We start from the raw sequence: 20,873 nt of genomic DNA, 5'->3' as shown, positions 1-20,873 counted from the left end.
GGGCACGATGGCGTAGCGCACTGGCAGGATGGGCACGCGTGCGCTGCAGGCCGGGCCGGAGGTGGCGCTGCTGACGGAGGCGTTAGTCATGGGCAGGCTCCTTGCTTTCGACCAGTGCCTGGAGCTCGCGAAGGCGGGCCTGGGGCGACTCTTCGAGGTTGGTGTAGATTTTTCCCGCCTTGTCATTGCTCATCAGCCACATGTGCCCGGCTAGCAGCCGAATGAATTGGCCCGCAACTTCCTCGCTCCGGAAATTGAGTGCTCTCAGTTGCGGCAGGAGTGTTACTATCCATAGGCGTATGTCCGCCAAGGTATGGTTGGCATGGGGCGGCATGGCCAAGACCTCATGCGCCAATGAGAGGACAAAGTGCTCGTGCATGCCTGCTTGCAGCCGATCAAGTTCAAGCTGCTGGAGGGTCAAAGGCAGTTCTGATCTTGAGCGGGCAGCAATCGGCTTGTTTTCGTGTGTTTTCCACTCATGAGCCGGCCCCCAGTTGACTCGCCATGCCAACCGAGACACCGGGCCAAGCCAGGCCTTGCGATGGTCGTCGTCCAGCGCATCCAGCCAGGCTGCAAGATGGTCCGGTGTGACATGGTGAGTGGCAACGCTCTGGTCAGGGAGCACGACCTGCACCAGGCTGGTGAAGTGGTCTGCCAGCGCTGTCAGGCCAACCTCGGCATCCAGCGCGATGGCTCCACCGATAGGCATCCAGGTCGTGATTGCATGGGCAAGCAGCTCGTGAGCGTCTGCAACGTCCACCAGCAAAGGCCCAAACTCATGACGGTCATCCAGGGCGCTGCTCTTCCATAACCATGCCTTTTGAGTATTCCGGCTGACAGCGTTGATAAGGTCGATTACCGATGGGGCATAAGCAGGAACCAGTTCACCCTCCTGCGGGATGGGCCGATAGGCCCAGTACTCGATTGCTCTGGTCATGAGCAGCAGAAAGCGGCAGTTATGAGCGAAGTCTTCGCTGCGCGGAGCAGCTGATGACGGTGTAGTCATTGGCCTGACCCTCGGATACAGCGGCAATCGGGCAGGGGGCAGGAACCATCAGGGCGGCGCCCACACAAGCGCTCCAGAGGCTTGCCGGTGTTCGGTGCACTGCTGATGGAAAAGGGGCTTGTCGTCCCATTTGCCGACTTGAGCATCTGGCCGGTGATGCGAATCGTCGGGCTGTCCAGGGTGATGCCTGTTTCGTCGATTCGAATGGAGCCACCAGGGCCTTGGATGACCACGGCTTCCGATGCTCGAAGTTCATAACGGCGAGTACGTCTACGGATATCCCCACGGGCTTCCAGCTCGGCATGCCCTTCGACCCGTTGCTCGAAGTTGCCACCGATACGGGTGTGGTGATTGGCGGCGATCTGGTCGTGACGGTGATTGCCGATGTTTTCGACACGGTCCTTGGCGATCCTGATCGTGTGGTTTCTGCCGATGTCGAGCGCGGCGTCCTGCCCGATGGTGATGTGCTCGTCATTGCCAACCGTTTCCGTACGGTCGTGGCCGATCAGGATCGATTCGTCGTTATCGACCTGCTCTTTGCGGTCATTGCCGACCTGCGTAGTCTCATCGTGCTTGACCACATTGTTCTGGTCCCTCTGGGCATGAATGAACACTTCCTCCTGGCCCAGTTCGTCCTCGAAGCGCAGCTCGTTGAAGCCATCGCCCTTGTGGGTCTGGCTCTTGATGGTCATGCGGGTCTTGTGACGGGGAAGGTCGTACGGTGGCAGCTGGTTGCCGCAGTAAGTACGGCCGGTGATCATCGGCTGATCGGGGTCGCCGTTGACGTAGTGGATGATCACGTCCTGGCCAATCCGTGGGATGGCCATCGAGCCCCAGCTGCCGCCGGCCCAGCCTTGGGATACGCGCACCCAGCAGGAGCTGAACGCATTGTCCTGGCTTTCTCTGTCCCAGGGGAAGCTGACCTTGACCCGGCCCCATTCGTCGCAGTAGATCTCTTCACCGGGCGGCCCCACCACGGTTGCCATGTGCGGGCCGTCAACGCGGGGTTTGGGCAACGGAGCTGGGCGCCACTCGGTTCTGCCTGGCACCAGTACCGCCTTTTGCTCGTAACGTGTGCCCTGGTCGGCCCCGGCAGCTTCTTCCTGCAGGCTGGTGAACTGGCTGCCTTCGTGGCGAACCGTGCTGACCCGCCAATGCACATTCAGGTCTTCGCGCGGGTGGCCGGTCAGGGTGAAGCTCAGGCCTGGTTGCAGGCGCACATCGTCGCCTTGCACCTCGGCAATGCGCACGTCATGGCGCAAGCCGGTGATGCGGTTTTCAGTGAACGGCTTGCCAACGGCATCGCGTTTGTAACGGCCGGGGTAGTCGAAGCACTCATAATCCGTGGACTGGTGCTCAAGATAGGGGCCCGAGGCCCTGTGTTCCTGACGATAGGCCGGGTGGGTGAAGGTGTAGTCGCGTTGAACCTGCCGTGCAGTACGCACTTGCTCGCTGTAGCGCAAGCGCCTTAGGCAAGGTTGAGGCTGGTCGCCGCCGTGGTTGGAATGGTACAGCACGGTGTCCGGGGCTGACGGTTCACGCTCACGGTAGAAGCCTTCGGCGTCGTCCTCGTTTTTGATGACACCGTGACTTATCAGACCGAGTGACTGCAGTCTGTCGGTGATGATTAGCTTGTGCAGCTTTTCACTGTGCGCGAAGCGGTAGACGAAGCCTTCTTCGGCCGCCAGGCGGGCGATGAACGCCAAGTCCGTCTCACCAGCCTGAACGCAGAATTCGCGCACCTGATGGTCCATGCTGACGCGTAGTTCGTACTGGTCGATGCCCTGGCGCTTGAGCATCAGCTCGAGAATTTGCGGGGCGGTCTTGTGCTGGAAGATGCGCCAGTTCGAGCGCAGCCTGGCGCGGGCCAGTTGCGGTTCGACCAAGGCGTGATAGTAAGTACGGTAGAAGCCACTCTCGCCTTGGCTGAAGCTGCTGACCAGGCCATGTACGTAGCGTACGGGGCGGCCATCGTCCCAGATGGTGAACAGCACGGGTTTGTCGAGCAGGTGGCCGAAGTCGACATCGTGTTCGAAGCTGATGAGGTCCAGGGTCAACGTGAACGGTTGACTGAGCGCCTCCTTGAGCTTGAACGACACCACTTCGAACTCAGTGTTGCCCACGAGTGGTTCAAAGCTGTAGCGTAATTCAGATTGGCTAGGCATAAATATCCTTTCGGCCTTCTGAGTATTCGAAAAGCCCAGGCAGCGCGCCTGCCTGGGACGTTTCAGTTAGATCAGGCGATCGGATTGCGCCAGTCGTCAGAGCCTTCGGTATTGGCTACATCGTGAGCCCACGTGATCTTTCGATAAGCCAGGGACACTTCAATCAGTTGGGTGTAGTTTTCATTGTCTTTGTCGAGTGCGTGGGGAAGCACGGTATTGATGCTGACGATGGTGGCGTCTTCTAGCGTGGTGGTGAAAAAATGCTCTTGTTTGCCTTCCGACGAGGTGCGATACCAGCTGACCTCGACCGTTGGCAGCATTTCGCCGGTGGCAAGTGCCTGATACATCAGGGGGGTAGCTTTGTTCAGTGAACTGGTGAATATGAAAGGCTTATGCACGCGCTGGCCACTCGGTTGACCGCTCTGGGGGTCAGTGGGCGTAGTCACCTCATGCTTGATTTCCTGAACCAGAATTTGATCTTCATGGCCTTGTTGGAACACGTTGCCGACGGAGTCAGCGGTGAAGGCGCCAGCGGTGATGTTGCCTTGGGTCTGGCCTACGATCTTGATGTAAGCGGGTGTTGGCATGGCAGTTACTCCTGCGTCCATGTGGGTAAAGCACGCGCACCACGGGTGGCGTGGCCATCGGAAACGATGGGCTTGTCAGCGAGGCAAAAACCTCGCGAATTCGTTGAATTCAGTGGTGCTGTGTCACGGTTGGCTATTGCTGCAAAATGCCGTTCAGCGACTCCAGCACCTCGGTTGTGATCAGGTGCAGGCGGTAGCTGTAGATCCCGTAGGCCACCGCCATGGCGATGGCGGAAATCACCAAGGGGCTCCACCAGGGCCATTGCCGGCTCATGCGGAAGTTGCGTGGGGCCACATTGGTGTAGGGGTCGCAGACTTCTTCGGGGGTAGGGCCGCGCAGTTCGCGGATGATCCCGTGCAGTTGGTGAATCAGTGCGTTGAGTGTTTCTTCGCCTTTCGGTGCGAGCGCGTACTTGCCCTTCAGCCCAAGGCACAGGGCGTAGTACATGAACTCAAGTACGTCCTGGTAACGCTTGGGCTCCTGCATCAGGCGGGTAATCAACGTGAAGATTTTTTCCCCACCCCAGGTCTCGTCGTGGAAGATGCTGAGCAGCGGCTCCTGGCTCCAGCAGCTGCTCTTGCCCCAGGGGCGCTCCATAACGGCCTCGTCTATGAACAGGCACAGACCGTAGGAGTACGCCAGCAACTGAGCCGGCTCGTAACCGTGCTGGCGCAGTTCTTCCTGAATGTTGTCGATCTGGCTGCGTACTTGCTGGTGCACGTCCTGGATGTTCGGCAGCTCGTCCAGCGTACGCAGGCGTATAACCAAGCCGAACAACGGTGATGCGGCATCCAGCATCAGGTTGGCGAAGCCGCCCCGCAGCTGAAATTCCGGGTCAGCGGGGTAGCCTTCGGAAACGGGCTCTGGCTCGGGTTTGTCCGTGGATGCTTGCCCATTGGTTGCCGCAGCCCGGGGGGCGGGTACTGGCTGTTCAAGGGTTGAATCAAGCGCGTTGACTGCAGCGTTGTTTTCATCGGTGGGCGTGTTGTTGTCTTTTCCCATGTCACTCACTCCTGATCGCCCAGAACTGCAGTTCAAGCCCTGGGAAGTCGCCCGCAATGTGGATGCCGAAGCCATTCGCCTTGCTCATGCACGCCCAGGCCGGGTCACGTCGGTCCAGCTCGAAGTAGCTGAAGCCCGCATGAAAGGGCAGATCGCGGGGCGCTACCGGTAAAGGCAACAAAGGGATGCCTGGCAATTGCAGCGGCACCAGGTCATTTAGTGACTCAAGTGAGGTGATCTTTGCTTTCTGGATGAACATCTGGCGCAACGCCTGTGGTGGCATGCTGGCGCGCACGGCGAGGATGAAGTCGGCTTCATCGATCAGCCGGCGGTCTTCCAGCGTGGTCGTCATCACGCCGAATTGTTCGCTCTCCAGCGGCAGTGAAACAGCGCGCGGCCGCAAGACGGTGCTCAGAGACCGGCGCAAGGTGTCTTCCAGCGGTTTGAAGGAGGTGCGCAGTGCGGTGTGGTGATAGGCGGGATACTCCTGCGGCAGCCTGTTCTGGTCGGTGAAGGTGACGAATTCGCCGCAGGCCTGGCTCATGCACAGGTACAGCTGCTCGGGGTGCGTTTGCGCTTGCCTGGCCAGATGCTGGAAGCATGGCCACCAACGGTTCATGGCCTGCAACAGGTTGAAGTCGCGAATGTCGGCGATCCCGGACTGGCCCGATGCACCAATCCGCGTGGCAAGGCCGCGCGCCCGCTCGCGCAAGGTATTGGTGATTTCTTCAAGAAACCGCTGCAGCGCTGGCACCGCCCGCACCGAAACGCTGGTGGGGTAGAACGCTTCGTCCAGTTGCAGGCTGCCGTCGGGGCGCCGTTCCAGAATACGTGCCAGGGCCAGGCGGGTGTATGCGCTGCTGTCTTCGGTCTTGCGTTTGAGCTGCAGGTTGGGCACCGCAAGGTCTACCTGCACCAGGTCACCGTCAGCGGTGTGGGTATCCTTGATTTCCTGTGCCTGGGCGGTATAGCGGAAATTGGCTGCATTGTCGGGCCAGCTCACTTCGCGGCCGCCATCGGTACGCAGCGGCAGGCACAGATACACCTCACTGTCTTTGCACGCGTCGTCGCCGATTTCCAGCGGCGGCGGTGGCGGCAGGTCGGCGGGAATGTCGAACACCGTGCCGTCCGGCATCACACCTCGCGCCCGGGTGATGGCGACTTTGCCCAGGCTCAGGTATTCGTCGTTCAACTGAAGTTCGCTGAAGCCGTAGAAGGCTGCATTGAGGCTGGCGAGGCGCTGGTGCAGTGCTGCTTCGCTGGCTCTGGCCGCTTGTTGGAAATGCTGTGGTTTGACGAACAGGCCTTCGGGCCAGAGAACGGGATTGCGTGAACTCATGGGCGCTCCGTGTCAGCGTGAGTAAGCAGGAAGGGCAAAGGGTGATGAGGCGCCATCAGTCTTCTTCCTTGAGCACGATTTGCGTGTCGTTGACCAACACCGACAGCATGATCTGGCGGCCACGCGGCGGAATGCGCAGTACTTGCCGCCAACTGGCGTCTTCATGGCCTCGGTAGTCGGCAATCACCGCAACGAAGCGGGTTTCGGCGTGGATGGGTTCGAACGGGATGTACTTGAACTGACCAGGGCGCAGCAGGTAGTCGTCACTACGGATATAGGTACTGCGTAGCGCCTTGGCCGGGTCCTGCTCCAGTAGCTGGTACACGGTGTTGCGCAGCAGTGAGTCGTCACGCAGTTGCAGGATCGTGATGGCAATGGGCGTAGCGACCAGCGCTGAGGCAACGCTTGTGGTGCGCGGCAAGGTCAACGCCACCTGAGGGTCGTCGTAGCTGCCGGGGCCGCTTTCCTCCAGGGGCGAGCGCGCCGGGTCGCTATCGTCTTCTTCGTCCAGCTCGACGGTGGACATGGCCGGGAATTGCGCTTGCAGGTATTCGAACAGAACCCCGATTTTTTCGGTCAACGCATAGGGGTCGCCAGCACTCAGGGTCACAGCGTAGGGGCTGGGCTCCAGGGCGCTATCCTGTTCGGCTGCGACCTCAAGGCTGTTCGGATTGCCGTTGAGGGTAGGGCTGGCATTGATGCTGAATGCGATCTCGGTCGGGTGATCCTTGGGCGGCCCGATGGGCAACGAGTGGTCCATGGCCACCTGGCTCATTCTGCTCAAAGAGGTGCAGCCGGTGGGCACGACCAGCGCAAGCAGCAGGGTGGCGAGCAGAAGTGGATGAGGCTTCATGGGTATGCTCCGGCAATCAGGCGCTGCAGCGGGCTTTCTCGGAGTGCCCCTTCACCGTCTGCTGCGTCCAGCGCTGCCAGAGGGTCATTCCCCATGGCTGCTTTGAAGACCGAGCAGATCTCGACGGCTGGTTGTGGGGTAGAAGGCTGTGCCGGGCAAGCGGGTGCAGGCCCTTCGGCTAGCAGGCGGTCGAGCATCCTCGGCTCCGGGTTGAACAGGTCCTCCAGCGAGCGTGTGCAGGCCTGACCCTGGGAGTACTGAACCTGTAGGCGATAGGCACCAATGAGAAGCTGGTCACCCTCAACCAGGCGCCTGGGTGGAAGCGGCCCCAGGCTGTTGGCACTGCCATTGACGTAGGTGCGGTGGCAGTGGTCGATCACACAGAAGCTGCCTTCGATCCAGCGGATTTCGCAGTGGATGGGCGCAACGGCCTGATCGCGGTCATTGATCCGCCAGTTTGCTCGCCCGCTGCCGATGGTGCCGCCCTTGCAATCGAACAGGTGGCGAGCAGTAACGCCGTGCTGCAGTTGGTCGAGGTTGGTGATGCTCAAGGTGACTGTGCTCATGTGCGCCCCCGGATACGTACAACCGGGCTGATCTGGCCATGCCGGTCGTCGACGAAGCTGGTCCAGCCCAGGTATGCGGCCTGGCTGCGGTGCAAGCAGAAGGGTGACAACGTGCTCTGCTTGAGGCGCAGTTCCAGGTCATAGGCCAGCCCGTCACGCAGCAGAAAGTCGATCAGTGCACGCAAACGGCCGAAGTTGATGCCGCTGGGCAGCAAGTCCCGCAGCTGCGTCTGGTCGAGTTCGCTGATCACGATGGTGAACTTGCTGCTGCGAGTGCGCGTGCGGCTGCCAATCATGAACGTGCTGCCCAGCTGGCCGTTGGTCCGCCCCAGCCTTGCAAGCTGCCTGGACGGCGTGCCGACTGATCGCGTCTCGAACTCGCGGATGTGCACCTGCTTGAGGTCGAAGCAGTGCGCAATGATGCCGGCCACAGTGCCCGGCGCACGGCTGCGGCTGGCGATCACGCCGGCAAAACTGAGCAGGCGACTCCAGGGCAGCGCCGTGTCGCCTCGCAACTGCTTGTCGTTAAGCCCAAGCAGGGCAAACACGTACTGCGAGAACCCGTCACTGGCACCTGGCTGGAAGCGGATGTAATAGCGGTACTTGCGCCAGATACGGTGCAACAGGCTGAGCAGGTAGTGGTTGAAGAAGTCGAAGAAGGCCGGCCGTACACCGATGCCATGCGCATGTTCATACGCCACCTGTTCCAGGTAATAGGTGGGCAATGGCGAATCGGTGCCGTGCAACCCCAGGAACGTGGCAACGATGCGGTAGCGCTCGTCCTCAGCGGGCATTCGCTGGGCTTTGTACACGTCCGATACAGGAAAGGTCAGCCGTGGGTCGCAGGCCAGGCGCACGCGCAACCGGGTGGCCTTGTCCGGCCAACGCGGCTCCAGGTCATCGCCATGCAGCCCGTGCAACCGCTCCAGCAACTGGAAGAAGTTATACTGGTGCGCTTTGCAGAGCAGCTTGTCGGCTAGATCAGCGGTTGCTTGCCGGTCTGTATTGGCCATGTGTAGTGCTCATTATTGGTGGTGTTGATCACTTCCAGCTGGTGGAAGGAATTGATGCTGGCGTACAGGGCGAAGAAGTGCGCGAGCACACAGCTGAACAGGTACAAATCGCCTTCGCAGAGAAAGGCGGTCTGGTCCAGTTTCAGCCGGGTGTGCAGGCCGCGAATGGGTTGCCCCTTGAAAAGCCAATCCATGGGCTGCGTATGAATGTCGCGCATACCCTCCAGGCGTTTACGGGTGGTGCGAGCCTGCTGGATGTCGTGCAGGGCCATGAAGTCGTAGGCGCGGATCACCGCTTTCAGCGGCTCTACCGAGAGCATGGACAGGTAGTTGAGCGACATGTTGGAGATCAATGCCCACTGCAACTGGCCGTCCAGCACCGGGCGACAGGGGCGGGTGGGGATACAGAGATTGGTGTAGGTGGCCAGCGGCGGCGTAAGTTCGCTCAGGACGTTGATGTCATCCACGCCTAGCGCCAGCGGTAGGTCCCGATTGGTGCAGGTGAGGTCGATGGACGCGGTTTCCAGCTCGCCTATGTAGCTGTTGGCGTCGGCGCGGACAAAGGCGATTCGATGCATGACGCCATTGCCGTGCAGGCATTCTTCCAGCTGGCAGCGGTAATACAGCGCCGTGCGCCCCTGGACGTGCTCGATTTCATGGGCGAATGACTCGAAGGGACGGAAGGTCCGAAGGTGCTCACCCGTGTTCCCGTCAGTCGTCGTTCGGGTGCTGATCACCTGGTCGACACTGAAGATTTCGTAGCTGTGCGGCGCTGTGCCCTTGGGCTTCAGTGGAACCATGGCGTCCTTGCCGGACAGGTCGATGGGCTCGGCGCTGTGCTGGAACAGGTTGACCGCAGGTGCGCAGAACAGGTTGAAATCTGCTTTGCCGACACGCAGCGAGTCGGGTAGCTGGCGCGTGAAGTGAAATTCAAGGTGTACCTGCTGGCTGTCATGAGCTGGCCAGATTTTTTCCAGGCCGGTAACGCTGAAAAAGTGGAAGCGTTGAGGGAACGCGAAGTATTCCTGCAGGATGCGATAGCCATCAAAGACGTTCTGTGGGTAAGGCAGCAAGGCGTCGTTGGAGCTGAACCCTGGGAATGCGATGCTGTTTGCCGGCAGCCGACGAACCTCGCCATTGATGGTCACGCTGACATGGTTGAGATATTGAGAAACCCACAGGTATAGCGTGCGAGCGGTTCGGGTATCGCCGCTGAGGTAAAAGTCGAGGCTGGTACAGCCCAGGCTGTTCAACGGCCGCTCAACCAGTGATTGAAGGCCGATGCAGATCACAGAACTGTCGGATGTCTGGGTGGCTGCCACCGTGTCGATCTCGAACGGATGAATGTTGACCGCTGTACAGGTGCGGAACTCGCAGGCCACGCCGTCTACCGGTTTCGAGAACAGCCGCGACCCCTTTGGGATGCGTTGTGACTGGCTGAGGGATTGCCTCACCGGGCTGAACTTGATGATCGTCGCGCTGGGCAGTGGGCGCAGGTAGTTCGGCCAGAGCAACTGCAGCATGGGATGGGTCAGCTCTGGCAAGTCGTCTTCCAGCTTCAGCCGTAGCTTGGCGGTCAGGAACGCGAAGGCTTCCATCAGGCGTTCGACATCGGGGTCGCTGGCACCTTTGCCAAGTAACCGCGCGAGTTGTGGGTTGTCCTTGGCAAAGTCGTTCCCCAGTTCGTGCAGGTAACGCAGTTCTTCACTGAAACGGTCTCTCAGAGACATCGGTCACCTCACGCGCGTGTAGCGGTTGTGGCCATCGACCAGCAGCTCGAGTTGCAGCTGCTCTGCGTGGTTGTTGACCTGTACCAGGCAATCCAGCCTGAAATGCAGCTCCAGCGGGGCATGGGTATCGGGCACTGCGTTGAGCGTGCGTACCTGTATGCGCGGCTCGAAGCGCTGGAGGGTGCGGCGGATATCCGCGCTCACCTGCACAAGCAAGTCGCCGTTGCTCACGTCATGCCCATTGAAGTCGCGCAGGCCCAGCTCAGGGCTGCTCTGGGAGCACCCCTGACGGGCATTCAGCAGCGTTTCGAGGTGGCGCTTGATGGCGGCGAACTTGTGGGAAGCGCTCTCGCGTCGGGAGGCCTCCCGGCGGGTGCACTGGTCCACCATCAGGCGATCAAAAAGACCACTCATTGCGTATCGAGCCGCCCGACCAGGGAAATCTCGAAGTTCGCGCCCATGTACTTGAAGTGCGGACGTACGGCGAGCGAAACCTGGTACCAGCCCGGGTCACCCGCAACATCCGAGACCTCAATACGGGCGGCACGCAGCGGCCGGCGGCTGCGAACGTCCGCAGACGGATTCTCCTGGTCGGCGACGTACTGCTTGATCCATTTGTTCAGCTCGGACTCAAGGTCACGGCGCTCTTTCCAACTGCCGATCTGCTCGCGCTGCAGCACCTTGATGTAGTGGGCCAGCCGGTTGACGATGAACAGATAGGGCAACTGGGTACCCAGCTTGTAGTTGGTCTGGGCCTGCAGCCCCTCAGGGGTTTTCGGGAAGTGCTTGGGCTTTTGTACCGAGTTGGCGGAGAAAAACGCGGCGTTGTCGCTGTCTTTGCGCATGGTCAGGGCGATGAAGCCCTCTTCAGCCAGTTCGAATTCCTTGCGGTCGGATATCAGCACCTCGGTAGGAATCTTGGCCTGCAACTGGCCCAGGGATTCGTACAGATGGACCGGCAAGTCTTCGACAGCACCGCCCGATTGGGGGCCGATGATGTTCGGGCACCAGCGGTAGCGGGCGAAGCTGTCGTTGATGCAACTGGCTAACAGAAAAGCAGAATTGCCCCATAGGTAGTTGTCGTGCTGCCCGGCGATGTCTTCGTTGTAGTTGAAGCTCTCGATCGGTTGTTCCTGCGGGTGGTAAGCGGAGCGAAGCATGAAGCGCGGCCCGGTCAGGGCGACGTGGCGGGCGTCTTCGCTTTCACGAAAAGCGCGCCACTTGGCATGCCGAGGGCCGGCGAAGAGGTCTTTTATTTCCTTGAGGTTAGGCAGCTCCTCGAAGCTGTTCAAATTGAAGAATTCGGGGGCCGGTGCAGCAAGAAAAGGGGCATGGGACATGGCGCCAACGGAGGCCATGTAACTTAGCAACTTGATGTCAGGGGAAGAGGGGCCGAAGTTGTAGTTGCCTACCATGGCCGCAACCGGCTCTCCCCCGAATTGGCCATAACCCGCGGTGTAAACATGCTTGTAGATACCGCTGCAGGTAATGTCAGCAGCATTTTCGAAGTCGTCGAGCAGGTCCTCTTTAGTGACATGCAAGACTTCAAGCTTGATGTTCTCCCTGAAGTCCGTGCGGTCGACCAGAAGTTTCAGGCTGCGCCATGATGATTCAAGCTGCTGGAACTCAGGCTGATGCAGAATGGCATCCATCTGTTTGCCGAGCATTCGGTCGATCTCGGCAATCATCTGGTCGGCCCGGTGCTTGTTGATCAGTTGATCCGGGTCATTGCTCTTGAGGATTTCGGTGATGAAGGCAGATACGCCCTGCCTGGCAATCTGGTAGCCCTCCTGAGCAGGCACCAGCTTGGTTTCTGCCATGATCTGGTCGAGCAAGGTGGCATTGCTCAATGTGTCGGCCGTTGCGTCTGTGGTGATGGCGGTGCTGCTTGGCTTGGGCATGTGGACGCTCCGTTGTCTCAATCTTGTTCTGGCGCCTCTAGCACCAGGTCCAGTTCTTGGGCGAGCTGCTTACGCGCCTGCTCGTTGTTAAGCAGGTGCTGCAATTGCTTGCGGAAGGCCGGGACGTTACCCAGCGGGCCTTTCAGGGCGACCAGTGCTTCGCGCAGCGCCAGCAGCTTGTTCAGCTCGGGCACCTGGCGCGCGATCCGGTCCGGCCCGAAATCGTTGATGGACCTGAACTGCAGGTGGACGGCCAGTTCGGTATCCGGGGCGGTGCCGAGCCTGGACGGTACCTTTACGTCCAGGCTCACGTTGGCGTCGTTCAACACGCTGTTGAATGTATGTTTATCGATGCGCATGACCTGACGGTCCTCAAGCGCCCGGTTGTCATCCAGGCCGAAGTCGCCCAGCACCAGCATCTTGTGCGGCAGCTCCACCTCAGCCTGCTCATCGCTGGTAGCGGGGACATACTTGATATTGACGCGTTCTTTCGGCGCAACGGATCCCGTATTTTTAGACATCGGTACGCAACTCCCTGTTGGGCTGTAGGATGTTCATGTGCTAGTTGTGTTTATTATTGTCTCGGTCTTGTAGGAAGATTCCCACATATGTTCAATGGGTTGGGTTATTTGTCCAATTTCTATAAAAACCATGCACGCAAGAGTGATCTTTGGTCGAGCATTAAGATGTAAGGAAATATTTGTTTGTGTGCATTAGGTGCTGTGTAATAGGCTTCTGCTGGAATTGTTTTAGTTGGTCGAGCGGGTGCATGGGTATCGCTATCTATTTGTAGGAAAGTTCTTTGCTCTATATAGGCCGTTAGTACTTTTCGGAGAGTAAATTCAGGATGATTAACCGCTGTGCATATGGCGCCGGTCTCTCGTTGCTGTTTTGTCTGCAGCCGGTGCTGGCAGGCTCCACGCGGGACTGTCCCCGGATCGTGTCCAACGTCGAGCGACTGGCCTGTTTCGATCAGGCTGCTGGCACCCCGGCGTACACGCCAAAACGGCAGTGGTCTGCACCGGAGCAGCAGGCCCCCACTGTGTTACGTGTAATGGCAAATGAAGCTGAACGGGCGCCGGATGACCTGACGTTTCGCATCGGGAGCCAGCCCCAGGACGGGGCAGGCGCACCAGCGCTTGTGATTTCGGCGCCCGCCATCGCATCGGGTGATGAACGTGCCTACATGGCAATCAGTTGCATTCAGGCCATCTCCCGGCTACAGCTGATTTCCAGGCGCCCGATCGAAGCAAGCTGGGTCAAGGTACGCCTGAGCGGGGAGGGCTGGTCGACCCGTGAGAGGCCCTGGCAGGTGATGGAGAACGGCCAAGTGCTCGATGCCGGGCGGGGCCTACCCGCCATTGAGCAGATCAGGAAGCTGATCGGTGCCCAGCGTATCGAGGTTGTGAGTGATCACGGCGAGGTCGACGGGCTGACCTTCGATGCGCAAGGCCTGGACCCCTTGATCAGCCGGGCGCGAAGCACATGTCGGTGGTAGCGCAGGTATCCGGGGAAGAGGTCACTCGGTTGCTCGCGCCGATTGATCCGGCAGTTCCGGCTGGCCTGTTCGATGTCGAGGACGAAACCTACCAGGCCATTGATCAGGAGATGGTCAAGCTGGGTGGGCTGCAGGAAGCCTCGATCGACTGGGTCTACATCGAAGACGCGTCCCGTCAGTACCTGGGCCTGCAGTGCAAGCACTTGCGAATCGTTGCGCACCTGAGTGCCGCATGGTTGCGTAGCGGCTGCTGGGAGCGGTGGGGGTGCACTTTGGCGTTGCTGGCCGGCATGCTCGAGTGCTATTGGGAGGCCGCTCATCCCAAGCCGGGACCGAAAGGCTTCCTGGGCAAGCGCAAGCTGGTTGCCCTGGTGATCGATCGCTTGGCCGAGGCGCTCCCGCGTCTTGATCGTTTTACCTACACCCCGACCCACGCAGCGGCAGCGCAGGCTGCCTTGAAACGCTTGCAACAACAGGAAACGGTGCAGCTGGACACGGCAGCACTGGGCGAACTTGAGCGCCTGCTAGGCAAATACTCGGAACTTGCCAGCGGTGGCGGCGAGGCTGCTGTGCCCAAAGCGCCGGCTGCAACCGAGAAGCCTGCACCGTTGGCCGATGTCATCGCCACACCCGTGTCACGCATGTCGATGGGCAATGAGCGTGAGACACGCCGGGCCGTGCTGTCCATGGCCGAGCTCATCAACCAGCAGGATCCTTACGACGCTACCGGCTACCAGTTACGGCGTTTCGGTCTGTGGGCGCACATTCAGGTTGCTCCCCAAGTCAGGCAGGGCAACCGTACGGAATTGATGGCGGTGCCGCTGGATATCACGCGGGTCTATGAAGAGGCCATAGCCAGTCAGGTGGTTGACCCCGCCTTGCTGCAGCGCATTGAAAAGAGCCTGACGGCTTGCCCCTTCTGGATTCGTGGCAGCTTTCTGGCTGCGACCGTCGCCACACAGCTGGCGATGTGCGAGGTGGCCGAGGCCATCCGTTGTGCCACCGCCCGGTTTGTACAGCGTATGCCGTCGCTGCAGCAGTTGTGCTTCAGCGACGGGCTGGTATTTGTCGACGACCAGTGCCTGGCCTGGCTCAAGGGCACGCAAGGGCCGTCAGGCCAAGGTGCAACCCCCCAGGAGTTCAGCGGTCTGCGCGAGGAGCTGGTCAGCCAGCTGGAAACCGGTGGCGTAGAACCGCTGCTCCTTCGGCTGCAAGGGCTGCAAGCGGGCTTTCGTGCTCCCCGTGAGCGTTGCCACACCACGGTGATTGCAGCCGATCTGCTGGCCGCGCGGGGCGTGTCCTGGCTGGCCCAGGACCTGTGCGCCAGCGTTGCCCGAACCATGCAGCAAACCACCGCCAGTGCGTGGGAGCCCGAGGTATTTCAGCGGCTTCAGCAGTACGCCGCATCCCCAGCGCTGGCAGTTCAAGACAAGGATCAGGAGCCTCGATGAAACAAATATGGACGCAACTCAAACGTTGGGGCTGGCCGTGGGTAACGCGCATTGGCCTGGCGCTGCCGCTGCTGCTCGGGTTTGGTGCCTTGCTGATGCTGGTCGCTATCTGGTGGCTTGGACCGCAATGGACGTGGCGTGAGCAGCAACCGCTGGCAAGTGTGGCTCATCGCAGCGTGGCAAGCCTGGTGCTCGTGCTGGTGCCGCTTCTGTGCTGGCATTGGGTGCTGCGCACGCGCTTTCGCCGCCTGCAAGCGGAGCGCCGCCAGGCACTGGCTGCCAAACAGGATGTCGCGCTACCGTTCGTGCAGGCGCAAGAGAGGGCGTTGAGCCAGGGGCTTGAGCGGTACCTCGATAATGCCGGTGGGCGACGCGCGTTGTACCGGCTGCCCTGGTACCTGGTGTTGGGCGACGAACAGTCCGGTAAAAGCAGCTTCATCGATCGCACCGATCAGCGCTTCACCCTGACGCGTATCGACCAGGCCCAGGCACGGGGCCGACAGGCTGAAGCACTGGCCTTCCCGGTAGGCTGGTGGGTCAGTGACGATGCTGTGATCATCGATCCGCCCGGTGTTTTCATCAGTCAAAAAGCACCGGCTGGCTCGGCGGCCAACGACCCCACCAATGCCTCCGCGCCGCCCGGTATCCAGGCCCGTTTGTGGGAGCACCTGTTGGGCTGGCTGCAGCGTAAGCGAAGCCAGCGGGCGCTCAATGGTGTGTTGCTGGTGGTCGACCTGCCGGCGCTGCTGCATGGCAAGCCTGAGCAGCGCGTCGCGCTGGCCCATGGGTTGCGCACACGCCTGTACGAAGTGAGCAGTCAGTTGGGGGCGCGCCTGCCGCTGTACGTGGTACTGACCAAATTCGATCTGCTGGACGGCTTCGACCAGTTCTACAGCCAGCTTCCGGCCGCCAAGCGTGAAAGCCTGTTGGGGTTCACCTTCAAGCTGGATGCGGTTGACGCGTTCGACGCCTGGCTGGATGAGTATGACGAGCACTACGGGCGGCTTCTCACCCAATTGCAGGAGCAGGTCATCGACCGGCTGGATGTACTGGGCAAGACAGCGCCGTGCGGGCGCCTGTTCTCACTGCATGCACAGTTGATCGGGTTGCGCCCCATACTGCAGGCATTCCTGCGCGAAACCTTGGCGAGTGACCGGTTCACCACGCCACCCTTGGTACGTGGTGTGTACTGGTCGTCAGTGGTACAGCAAGGCGACATGCGCAATGCCTTTGTCCGAGAAGCGGCTCAGCCCTACACGACGAAGCTGCCCCTGCGTGAAGGTAAGGCACAGGGGAAGGCGTTGGTCTATTTCATCCAGCAAGCATTCAGGCGTGTTATTTATCAGGAAGCCGGGCTGGCGGGCGACAATGTTCGGGTTGCGCGCAGCAAGCGCCACTTGCTGTGGGTGGGCTCTGGTGTAGGCATCCTGGCGTTCAGTATCGCCATTGCCAGCTGGCAGCGTTACGCCGATATCAATGGCACCAAGGCTGCCAGTGTACTCGCCAAAAGCCAGGAGTACAGTAGTCACGAAGTCGATATGCGTCTTGATCCGACCGGGCGCAACCTGCTGGCGCCACTGGACCTGATTCGCGATGCGGTGGCGGTGTTTGGCGACTATCGTGCGGCCTGGCCGCTGGTTGCCGATTTTGGCTTGTATCAAGGGCGCAACATTGGTCCCTTGGTTGATGAGGCGTACCTCAGCTTGTTGTCCAAACGTTTCTTGCCGGCCTTGGCCAGTGGTGTGATCGATGCCATGAACGCAGCACCACCTGGCAGCGAGCAACAAATGGACGCGCTCAGGGTTTACCGGATGATCGAGGACCGTAACAGCCGCCGGCCCGAATGGGTCGAGGGCTGGATGGCCCGTCAGTGGCAACGGGCCTTTCCTGGCCAGGGGCAGTTGCAGCGTGACCTCATGCAGCACCTGAAATACGCCTTGGCCTATGCCGATACCGATTTGCCGCAGTACCGCCAGCGGGTCAGCGAAGTGCAGCAGGCGTTGCGCAAATTGCCATTGCCACAGCGGGTCTATGCAGCGCTGAAACAACAATCGTACCAGCAGTTGCACGCCGGGCTGGACCTGCGTCATCAGGTAGGGCCTGCGTTCGACGTGGTGTACCAGCCGTCTTCCGGGGCCAGACAAGGGGGTGAGGATGTAAGGCTGGCCGCCATGCTCACCGCCAAAGGCTTCAGGGAATACTTCGAGCCGCACAGCCAGCGCTTCGCTGAAATGGCGATGGTTGATCAATGGGCATTGGGGGAGCGCAGTCAACTCGACTATTCGGACGTCGACCGCGATGCGCTGACCGAGCGGCTGTATAACCTCTACAGCGCCGATTACATTGACAGCTGGCGGCGCGCCCTGAACGCGTTTACGGTGGCTGACTTCCGTGATCTGGACCATGGTGTCGCGATCCTGGAGCAGTTGACCGGCCCCGCAGCACCGTTGCAGCGGCTGCTGGACACGGTCAGGGATAACACCTCGCTTGCGTCTTCAACAGCTGTTGAATCCCCAGGTGAGCTGAGTACGCTGCGGGTAGCAACCGGAAAACCCGAGCAACAGCAAGCGTTGGCCATCCAGCGGGCGTTTGCAGGCCTGGGCGCCATGCTGCAGGCGACAGGAGAAAAGCCGAGCTACTACGATGAAACCCTTGGCGCTGTTGCGGCCGTGCTGGACTACGCCAAGGCCGTACAAGACAGCCCGGACCGCGGCAAGGCTGCGTTGCAAGCCGTGCATCAGCGCTTTGCGATGACAGGGCAGGACCCGATCGGCACCCTGCAACGTATTGCTACAGGTTTACCGGAGCCTATCAGCCACCAGGTCAGAAAGCTCGCCGACCAGACTGCCCAGGTGCTGAACGTTGAAGCACTGCGCGAACTGGAGCGACGTTGGGATGCTGACGTGTACAGTTTTTTCCAGCAACGCCTGGCAGGCCGCTACCCCTTTGTGGTGAAGGCACCCGATGCTTCGCTGGATGACTTCGAGGCGTTCTTCGGACCGAAAGGGCGCCTGCAGCAGTTTAATGATCGGTATCTCAAGGTTTTCCTGAAGGACAACCTTGAGGCCTTGCAGTCCGCTCAGCACGGGCAATCCCTGATTCGTGACGACGTGATCGAGCAGCTCGAGCTGGCGGAGCGCATCCGCGAAACATTCTTCGATCAGCGTGGCAAGCTGAGTGTGCAGTTCAGCATCGAGCCCTTGGGGCTCAGTGCGAACCAGCGTACCAGCCTGCTGGACCTGGATGGCCAGTTGATTGCCTACACCCATGGGCCAAGCCATATCACGGGTATTGTCTGGCCCAATACCTTTGGGCAGCAGGTCCGCAGCAATCTCACCTTGCTAAGGCAAAATGGCAACAGCAGCAGCCTGGAGTACCGTGGCCCGTGGTCGATGTTCCGCTTGCTAAGCCGCGGCGCGCTCAATGGCCGGACGGCGACCAGCGTGGACCTGAGCTTCAGGACCGGAGATGGCGTGATGCGCTATCGGCTTAACGCTGAAAAAGCCTTCAATCCCATTACCCAGCAACCTTTCAAAGGCTTCCGCTTGCCCCGAGGCTTGTTGCAACAGCCAGCCAGTGTGGTGCAGGCGGTGCTACCGGATGGGCAGCGACCATGAGCATCGTCAGGGGCGCAGTTCATTGACTGGGCAGGCTTTCGAAGCCTGGGTATACGCTGGCTGCCCCCGGCCTCTGCTTACTCCACAGCCTCGGCCACGCCCTGATCCTCACCCAGGAACCCGCCACTCTGATGCTGCCACAACCGTGCATAGGTACCCTTTTTCGCCAACAGTTCGGCATGGGTGCCTTGCTCGATGATGCGCCCTTCATCCATCACGATCAGCCGGTCCATGGCGGCGATCGTCGACAACCGGTGGGCGATGGCAATAACGGTCTTGCCTTGCATCATTTCATCCAGGCTCTCCTGAATGGCCACCTCCACCTCCGAGTCCAGCGCGCTGGTGGCTTCGTCAAGCAGGAGGATCGGTGCGTTCTTCAGCATCACCCGGGCAATTGCAATGCGCTGGCGTTGGCCGCCAGACAGCTTGATGCCGCGTTCACCCACCAGGGTGTCGTAACCGCTGTTGCCCTGGCGGTCGCTGAGCTGGCTGATGAAACCATCGGCCTGGGCACTGGCCGCAGCGGCACGGATCTGTGCTTCGGTAGCATCGGGGCGGCCATAGGCAATGTTGTCGCGAATCGAACGGTGCAACAGCGAGGTGTCCTGAGTGACCATGCCGATGGCGCTGCGCAGGCTATCCTGCGTGACCTTGGCGACGTTCTGCCCGTCGATGCGTATTTCCCCCTTGTCCACGTCGTAGAAGCGCAGCAGCAGGTTGATCAAGGTGGACTTGCCGGCGCCGGAGCGGCCGACCAGGCCGACTTTTTCGCCCGGACGAATGTGTAGCGTCAGCTCATTGAGCACCTGGCGCTCGCCGTTGTAGTTGAAGCTGACCTTGTCGAAACTCACCGCGCCACCCGTGGTTACCAGCTCTGCAGCACCCGGCACATCCTGCACCTTGGGGCCGCGGGTGAGGGTGGCCATACCGTCCTGCACGGTGCCGATGTTTTCGAACAGCGAGGTAATTTCCCACATGATCCAGTGCGACATACCGTTGACGCGCAAGGCCATGGCGGTAATCGCCGCCACGGCCCCCGTGCCGACCTGGCCCTGGTGCCACAGCCACAGTGCGTAGCCACCGGCACCAAAGATCAAGCCCACCACCAGTGCCTGGTTGACGATTTCGAACTGGCTCACCAGGCGCATCTGGCGAAAACCGGTCTGCTTGAAATCTTCCATGGCTGCGCGCGCAAAGTGCGCTTCGCGGTTGGAGTGCGAAAACAGTTTTACCGTGGTGATGTTGGTGTAAGCGTCAGAAACCCGCCCGGTCATCGACGACCGGGCATTGGCCTGCTCCTGCCCGACCTTGCCCAGCCGGGGGACGAAATACAACATGGCCAAGCCGAATAGCACGACCCAGGCAATGAAGGGCAGCATCAGTTTCAGGGCAAAGCCGCCGGCCAGGGCAATGATCGCGATGAAATACACGCCAATCCCGGGCAGGATTTCGATGAAGGTAAACAGCACATCGCGTACTGCCAGCGCCGTCTGCATCACCTTGGTAGTGACCCGGCCAGAAAACTCGTCAGAAAAGAACGACAAGCTCTGGCGCAACATCAGGCGGTGAAAATCCCAACGCAGCCGCAGCGGCAGGTTGATCGCCAGCACCTGGTGCTGAACCATGGTGCGCAGCGCCACCAGCCCGATGCTAACCACTAGGACGATGCCGATCCCCCACAGCACACGGCTTTCCTCGGGGCCAACAGTACCGCCTGCCTGCCAGGACGCGAGCAGGTCGACCACCTGGCCCAGGAACGCGAATAGCCAGGCTTCGTATATCGACACCCCGGCACTGAGCAGTGCCAGCGCCAGGATGTAGCCACGAGCGCCGCGGGTACAAGCCCACATGAAGCGCAACAGGCCAACGGGCGGCGGTGGTACCTCGTCGGGTGGGAAGGGGTCGAGCCGACGTTCAAAGATACGCAGCATGCTTGTCTCCGGTAAACGGTTCTTGCTTGGCCAATGCCCTGCCGGCTTGCCTTTGGCGACTTTTGTTTTTAACCCGAAAAAGTCCGGCCTTGGGGTGTTTGTTAACAAACCTTTGCAACTCATTACATTTCAGATTGATTTCATTCTGCCTTGATGCTGTATAATTGACGCAGCTTTGTGTTCCGCATCATTTTTGTCGTTTTTTTGACATAA

17 protein-coding genes are annotated in these 20,873 nt (G+C 60.3%); 4 read left to right on the top strand and 13 right to left on the bottom strand.

What is annotated here, in order from left to right; genetic code table 11:
* Positions 1-82: 82 nt before the first annotated feature.
* From ACF8FG_RS04450 to tssB, 12 genes are all read right to left on the bottom strand, one after another.
* The gene (locus ACF8FG_RS04450; RefSeq protein WP_392518617.1) at positions 83-1,006 is read right to left on the bottom strand and encodes a DUF4123 domain-containing protein; all 924 of its coding nucleotides are present in this window, start codon (positions 1,004-1,006) and stop codon (positions 83-85) included.
* Positions 1,003-3,171: a type VI secretion system Vgr family protein gene (locus tag ACF8FG_RS04445; RefSeq protein WP_392518616.1), complete on the bottom strand. Its 2,169-nt coding sequence runs from the start codon at positions 3,169-3,171 to the stop codon at positions 1,003-1,005. The genes ACF8FG_RS04450 and ACF8FG_RS04445 overlap by 4 nt, the downstream gene beginning before the upstream one ends.
* A gap of 71 nt (positions 3,172-3,242) precedes the next feature.
* Complete coding sequence (locus ACF8FG_RS04440) at positions 3,243-3,758, bottom strand: Hcp family type VI secretion system effector (protein ID WP_070383803.1); 516 nt, start codon at positions 3,756-3,758, stop codon at positions 3,243-3,245.
* A 133-nt stretch (positions 3,759-3,891) separates the two neighbouring features.
* Entirely contained in the window at positions 3,892-4,761 is an 870-nt protein-coding gene (icmH, locus tag ACF8FG_RS04435; RefSeq protein WP_070383804.1) for a type IVB secretion system protein IcmH/DotU, read from the bottom strand.
* 1 nt (position 4,762) lies between these two features.
* Positions 4,763-6,100, bottom strand: a complete 1,338-nt coding sequence (gene tssK, locus ACF8FG_RS04430) for a type VI secretion system baseplate subunit TssK (RefSeq protein ID WP_019436872.1) — start codon at positions 6,098-6,100, stop codon at positions 4,763-4,765.
* A gap of 55 nt (positions 6,101-6,155) precedes the next feature.
* Complete coding sequence (gene tssJ, locus ACF8FG_RS04425; protein ID WP_318078914.1) at positions 6,156-6,953, bottom strand: type VI secretion system lipoprotein TssJ; 798 nt, start codon at positions 6,951-6,953, stop codon at positions 6,156-6,158.
* A complete protein-coding gene (locus ACF8FG_RS04420; protein ID WP_019436870.1) occupies positions 6,950-7,519 on the bottom strand; it encodes an FHA domain-containing protein in 570 nt (189 codons plus the stop codon). The genes tssJ and ACF8FG_RS04420 overlap by 4 nt, the downstream gene beginning before the upstream one ends.
* Positions 7,516-8,532 carry a type VI secretion system baseplate subunit TssG gene (gene tssG, locus ACF8FG_RS04415; RefSeq protein ID WP_070383806.1) on the bottom strand — a complete coding sequence of 339 codons (1,017 nt, stop codon included), beginning with the start codon at positions 8,530-8,532 and terminating at the stop codon, positions 7,516-7,518. Before tssG ends, ACF8FG_RS04420 begins: the two co-directional genes overlap by 4 nt.
* Complete coding sequence (gene tssF, locus ACF8FG_RS04410) at positions 8,496-10,262, bottom strand: type VI secretion system baseplate subunit TssF (RefSeq protein ID WP_019436868.1); 1,767 nt, start codon at positions 10,260-10,262, stop codon at positions 8,496-8,498. The genes tssG and tssF overlap by 37 nt, the downstream gene beginning before the upstream one ends.
* Before the next feature lie 3 nt (positions 10,263-10,265).
* A complete protein-coding gene (gene tssE, locus ACF8FG_RS04405; protein WP_010953542.1) occupies positions 10,266-10,676 on the bottom strand; it encodes a type VI secretion system baseplate subunit TssE in 411 nt (136 codons plus the stop codon).
* The gene (gene tssC / locus ACF8FG_RS04400) at positions 10,673-12,163 is read right to left on the bottom strand and encodes a type VI secretion system contractile sheath large subunit (protein WP_019436866.1); all 1,491 of its coding nucleotides are present in this window, start codon (positions 12,161-12,163) and stop codon (positions 10,673-10,675) included. The genes tssE and tssC overlap by 4 nt, the downstream gene beginning before the upstream one ends.
* 17 nt (positions 12,164-12,180) lie before the next feature.
* Positions 12,181-12,684, bottom strand: a complete 504-nt coding sequence (tssB, locus tag ACF8FG_RS04395; RefSeq protein WP_014591436.1) for a type VI secretion system contractile sheath small subunit — start codon at positions 12,682-12,684, stop codon at positions 12,181-12,183.
* Between the two features lie 326 nt (positions 12,685-13,010).
* On the opposite strand from tssB, the gene vasI reads away from it, so the two are divergent.
* The 3 genes from vasI to tssM are packed head-to-tail and all read left to right on the top strand — an operon-like array spanning position 13,011 to position 18,729.
* Positions 13,011-13,661 carry a type VI secretion system-associated protein VasI gene (gene vasI / locus ACF8FG_RS04390; RefSeq protein WP_023389543.1) on the top strand — a complete coding sequence of 217 codons (651 nt, stop codon included), beginning with the start codon at positions 13,011-13,013 and terminating at the stop codon, positions 13,659-13,661.
* Complete coding sequence (tssA, locus tag ACF8FG_RS04385) at positions 13,649-15,112, top strand: type VI secretion system protein TssA (RefSeq protein ID WP_014591434.1); 1,464 nt, start codon at positions 13,649-13,651, stop codon at positions 15,110-15,112. Before vasI ends, tssA begins: the two co-directional genes overlap by 13 nt.
* Complete coding sequence (gene tssM, locus ACF8FG_RS04380; RefSeq protein WP_070383807.1) at positions 15,109-18,729, top strand: type VI secretion system membrane subunit TssM; 3,621 nt, start codon at positions 15,109-15,111, stop codon at positions 18,727-18,729. Before tssA ends, tssM begins: the two co-directional genes overlap by 4 nt.
* A gap of 77 nt (positions 18,730-18,806) precedes the next feature.
* On the opposite strand, the gene ACF8FG_RS04375 is transcribed toward tssM, so the two are convergent.
* The gene (locus ACF8FG_RS04375; protein WP_019436862.1) at positions 18,807-20,660 is read right to left on the bottom strand and encodes an ABC transporter ATP-binding protein; all 1,854 of its coding nucleotides are present in this window, start codon (positions 20,658-20,660) and stop codon (positions 18,807-18,809) included.
* Here ACF8FG_RS04375 and ACF8FG_RS04370 point away from each other — a divergent pair.
* On the top strand, positions 20,659-20,814 hold the full coding sequence (locus ACF8FG_RS04370) for a hypothetical protein (RefSeq protein ID WP_019436861.1): 156 nt from the start codon (positions 20,659-20,661) through the stop codon (positions 20,812-20,814). The two genes, ACF8FG_RS04375 and ACF8FG_RS04370, sit on opposite strands and share 2 nt — an antisense overlap.
* The last annotated feature ends 59 nt before the right edge of the window (positions 20,815-20,873 follow it).

Origin of the sequence: Pseudomonas sp. YQ_6, from assembly GCF_043103245.1 — a bacterium.
Classification (GTDB): Bacteria; Pseudomonadota; Gammaproteobacteria; order Pseudomonadales; family Pseudomonadaceae; genus Aquipseudomonas; species Aquipseudomonas alloputida.
The sequence above is the reverse complement of the archived record's forward strand: the minus strand, read 5'-3'. Positions and strand labels throughout refer to the sequence as shown.

Bases quoted from the DNA above. Each gene is read 5' to 3' on its own strand.
- tssC (WP_019436866.1), bottom strand. From the start codon at position 12,163: ATGCCCAAGCCAAGCAGCACCGCCATCACCACAGACGCAACGGCCGAC.
- vasI (WP_023389543.1), top strand. From the start codon at position 13,011: ATGATTAACCGCTGTGCATATGGCGCCGGTCTCTCGTTGCTGTTTTGT.
- ACF8FG_RS04445 (WP_392518616.1), bottom strand. From the start codon at position 3,171: ATGCCTAGCCAATCTGAATTACGCTACAGCTTTGAACCACTCGTGGGC.
- ACF8FG_RS04375 (WP_019436862.1), bottom strand. From the start codon at position 20,660: ATGCTGCGTATCTTTGAACGTCGGCTCGACCCCTTCCCACCCGACGAG.
- ACF8FG_RS04440 (WP_070383803.1), bottom strand. From the start codon at position 3,758: ATGCCAACACCCGCTTACATCAAGATCGTAGGCCAGACCCAAGGCAAC.
- icmH (WP_070383804.1), bottom strand. From the start codon at position 4,761: ATGGGAAAAGACAACAACACGCCCACCGATGAAAACAACGCTGCAGTC.
- ACF8FG_RS04420 (WP_019436870.1), bottom strand. From the start codon at position 7,519: ATGAGCACAGTCACCTTGAGCATCACCAACCTCGACCAACTGCAGCAC.
- ACF8FG_RS04450 (WP_392518617.1), bottom strand. From the start codon at position 1,006: ATGACTACACCGTCATCAGCTGCTCCGCGCAGCGAAGACTTCGCTCAT.
- tssE (WP_010953542.1), bottom strand. From the start codon at position 10,676: ATGAGTGGTCTTTTTGATCGCCTGATGGTGGACCAGTGCACCCGCCGG.
- tssK (WP_019436872.1), bottom strand. From the start codon at position 6,100: ATGAGTTCACGCAATCCCGTTCTCTGGCCCGAAGGCCTGTTCGTCAAA.
- tssJ (WP_318078914.1), bottom strand. From the start codon at position 6,953: ATGAAGCCTCATCCACTTCTGCTCGCCACCCTGCTGCTTGCGCTGGTC.
- tssA (WP_014591434.1), top strand. From the start codon at position 13,649: ATGTCGGTGGTAGCGCAGGTATCCGGGGAAGAGGTCACTCGGTTGCTC.
- tssF (WP_019436868.1), bottom strand. From the start codon at position 10,262: ATGTCTCTGAGAGACCGTTTCAGTGAAGAACTGCGTTACCTGCACGAA.
- tssM (WP_070383807.1), top strand. From the start codon at position 15,109: ATGAAACAAATATGGACGCAACTCAAACGTTGGGGCTGGCCGTGGGTA.
- tssB (WP_014591436.1), bottom strand. From the start codon at position 12,684: ATGTCTAAAAATACGGGATCCGTTGCGCCGAAAGAACGCGTCAATATC.
- ACF8FG_RS04370 (WP_019436861.1), top strand. From the start codon at position 20,659: ATGCTTGTCTCCGGTAAACGGTTCTTGCTTGGCCAATGCCCTGCCGGC.
- tssG (WP_070383806.1), bottom strand. From the start codon at position 8,532: ATGGCCAATACAGACCGGCAAGCAACCGCTGATCTAGCCGACAAGCTG.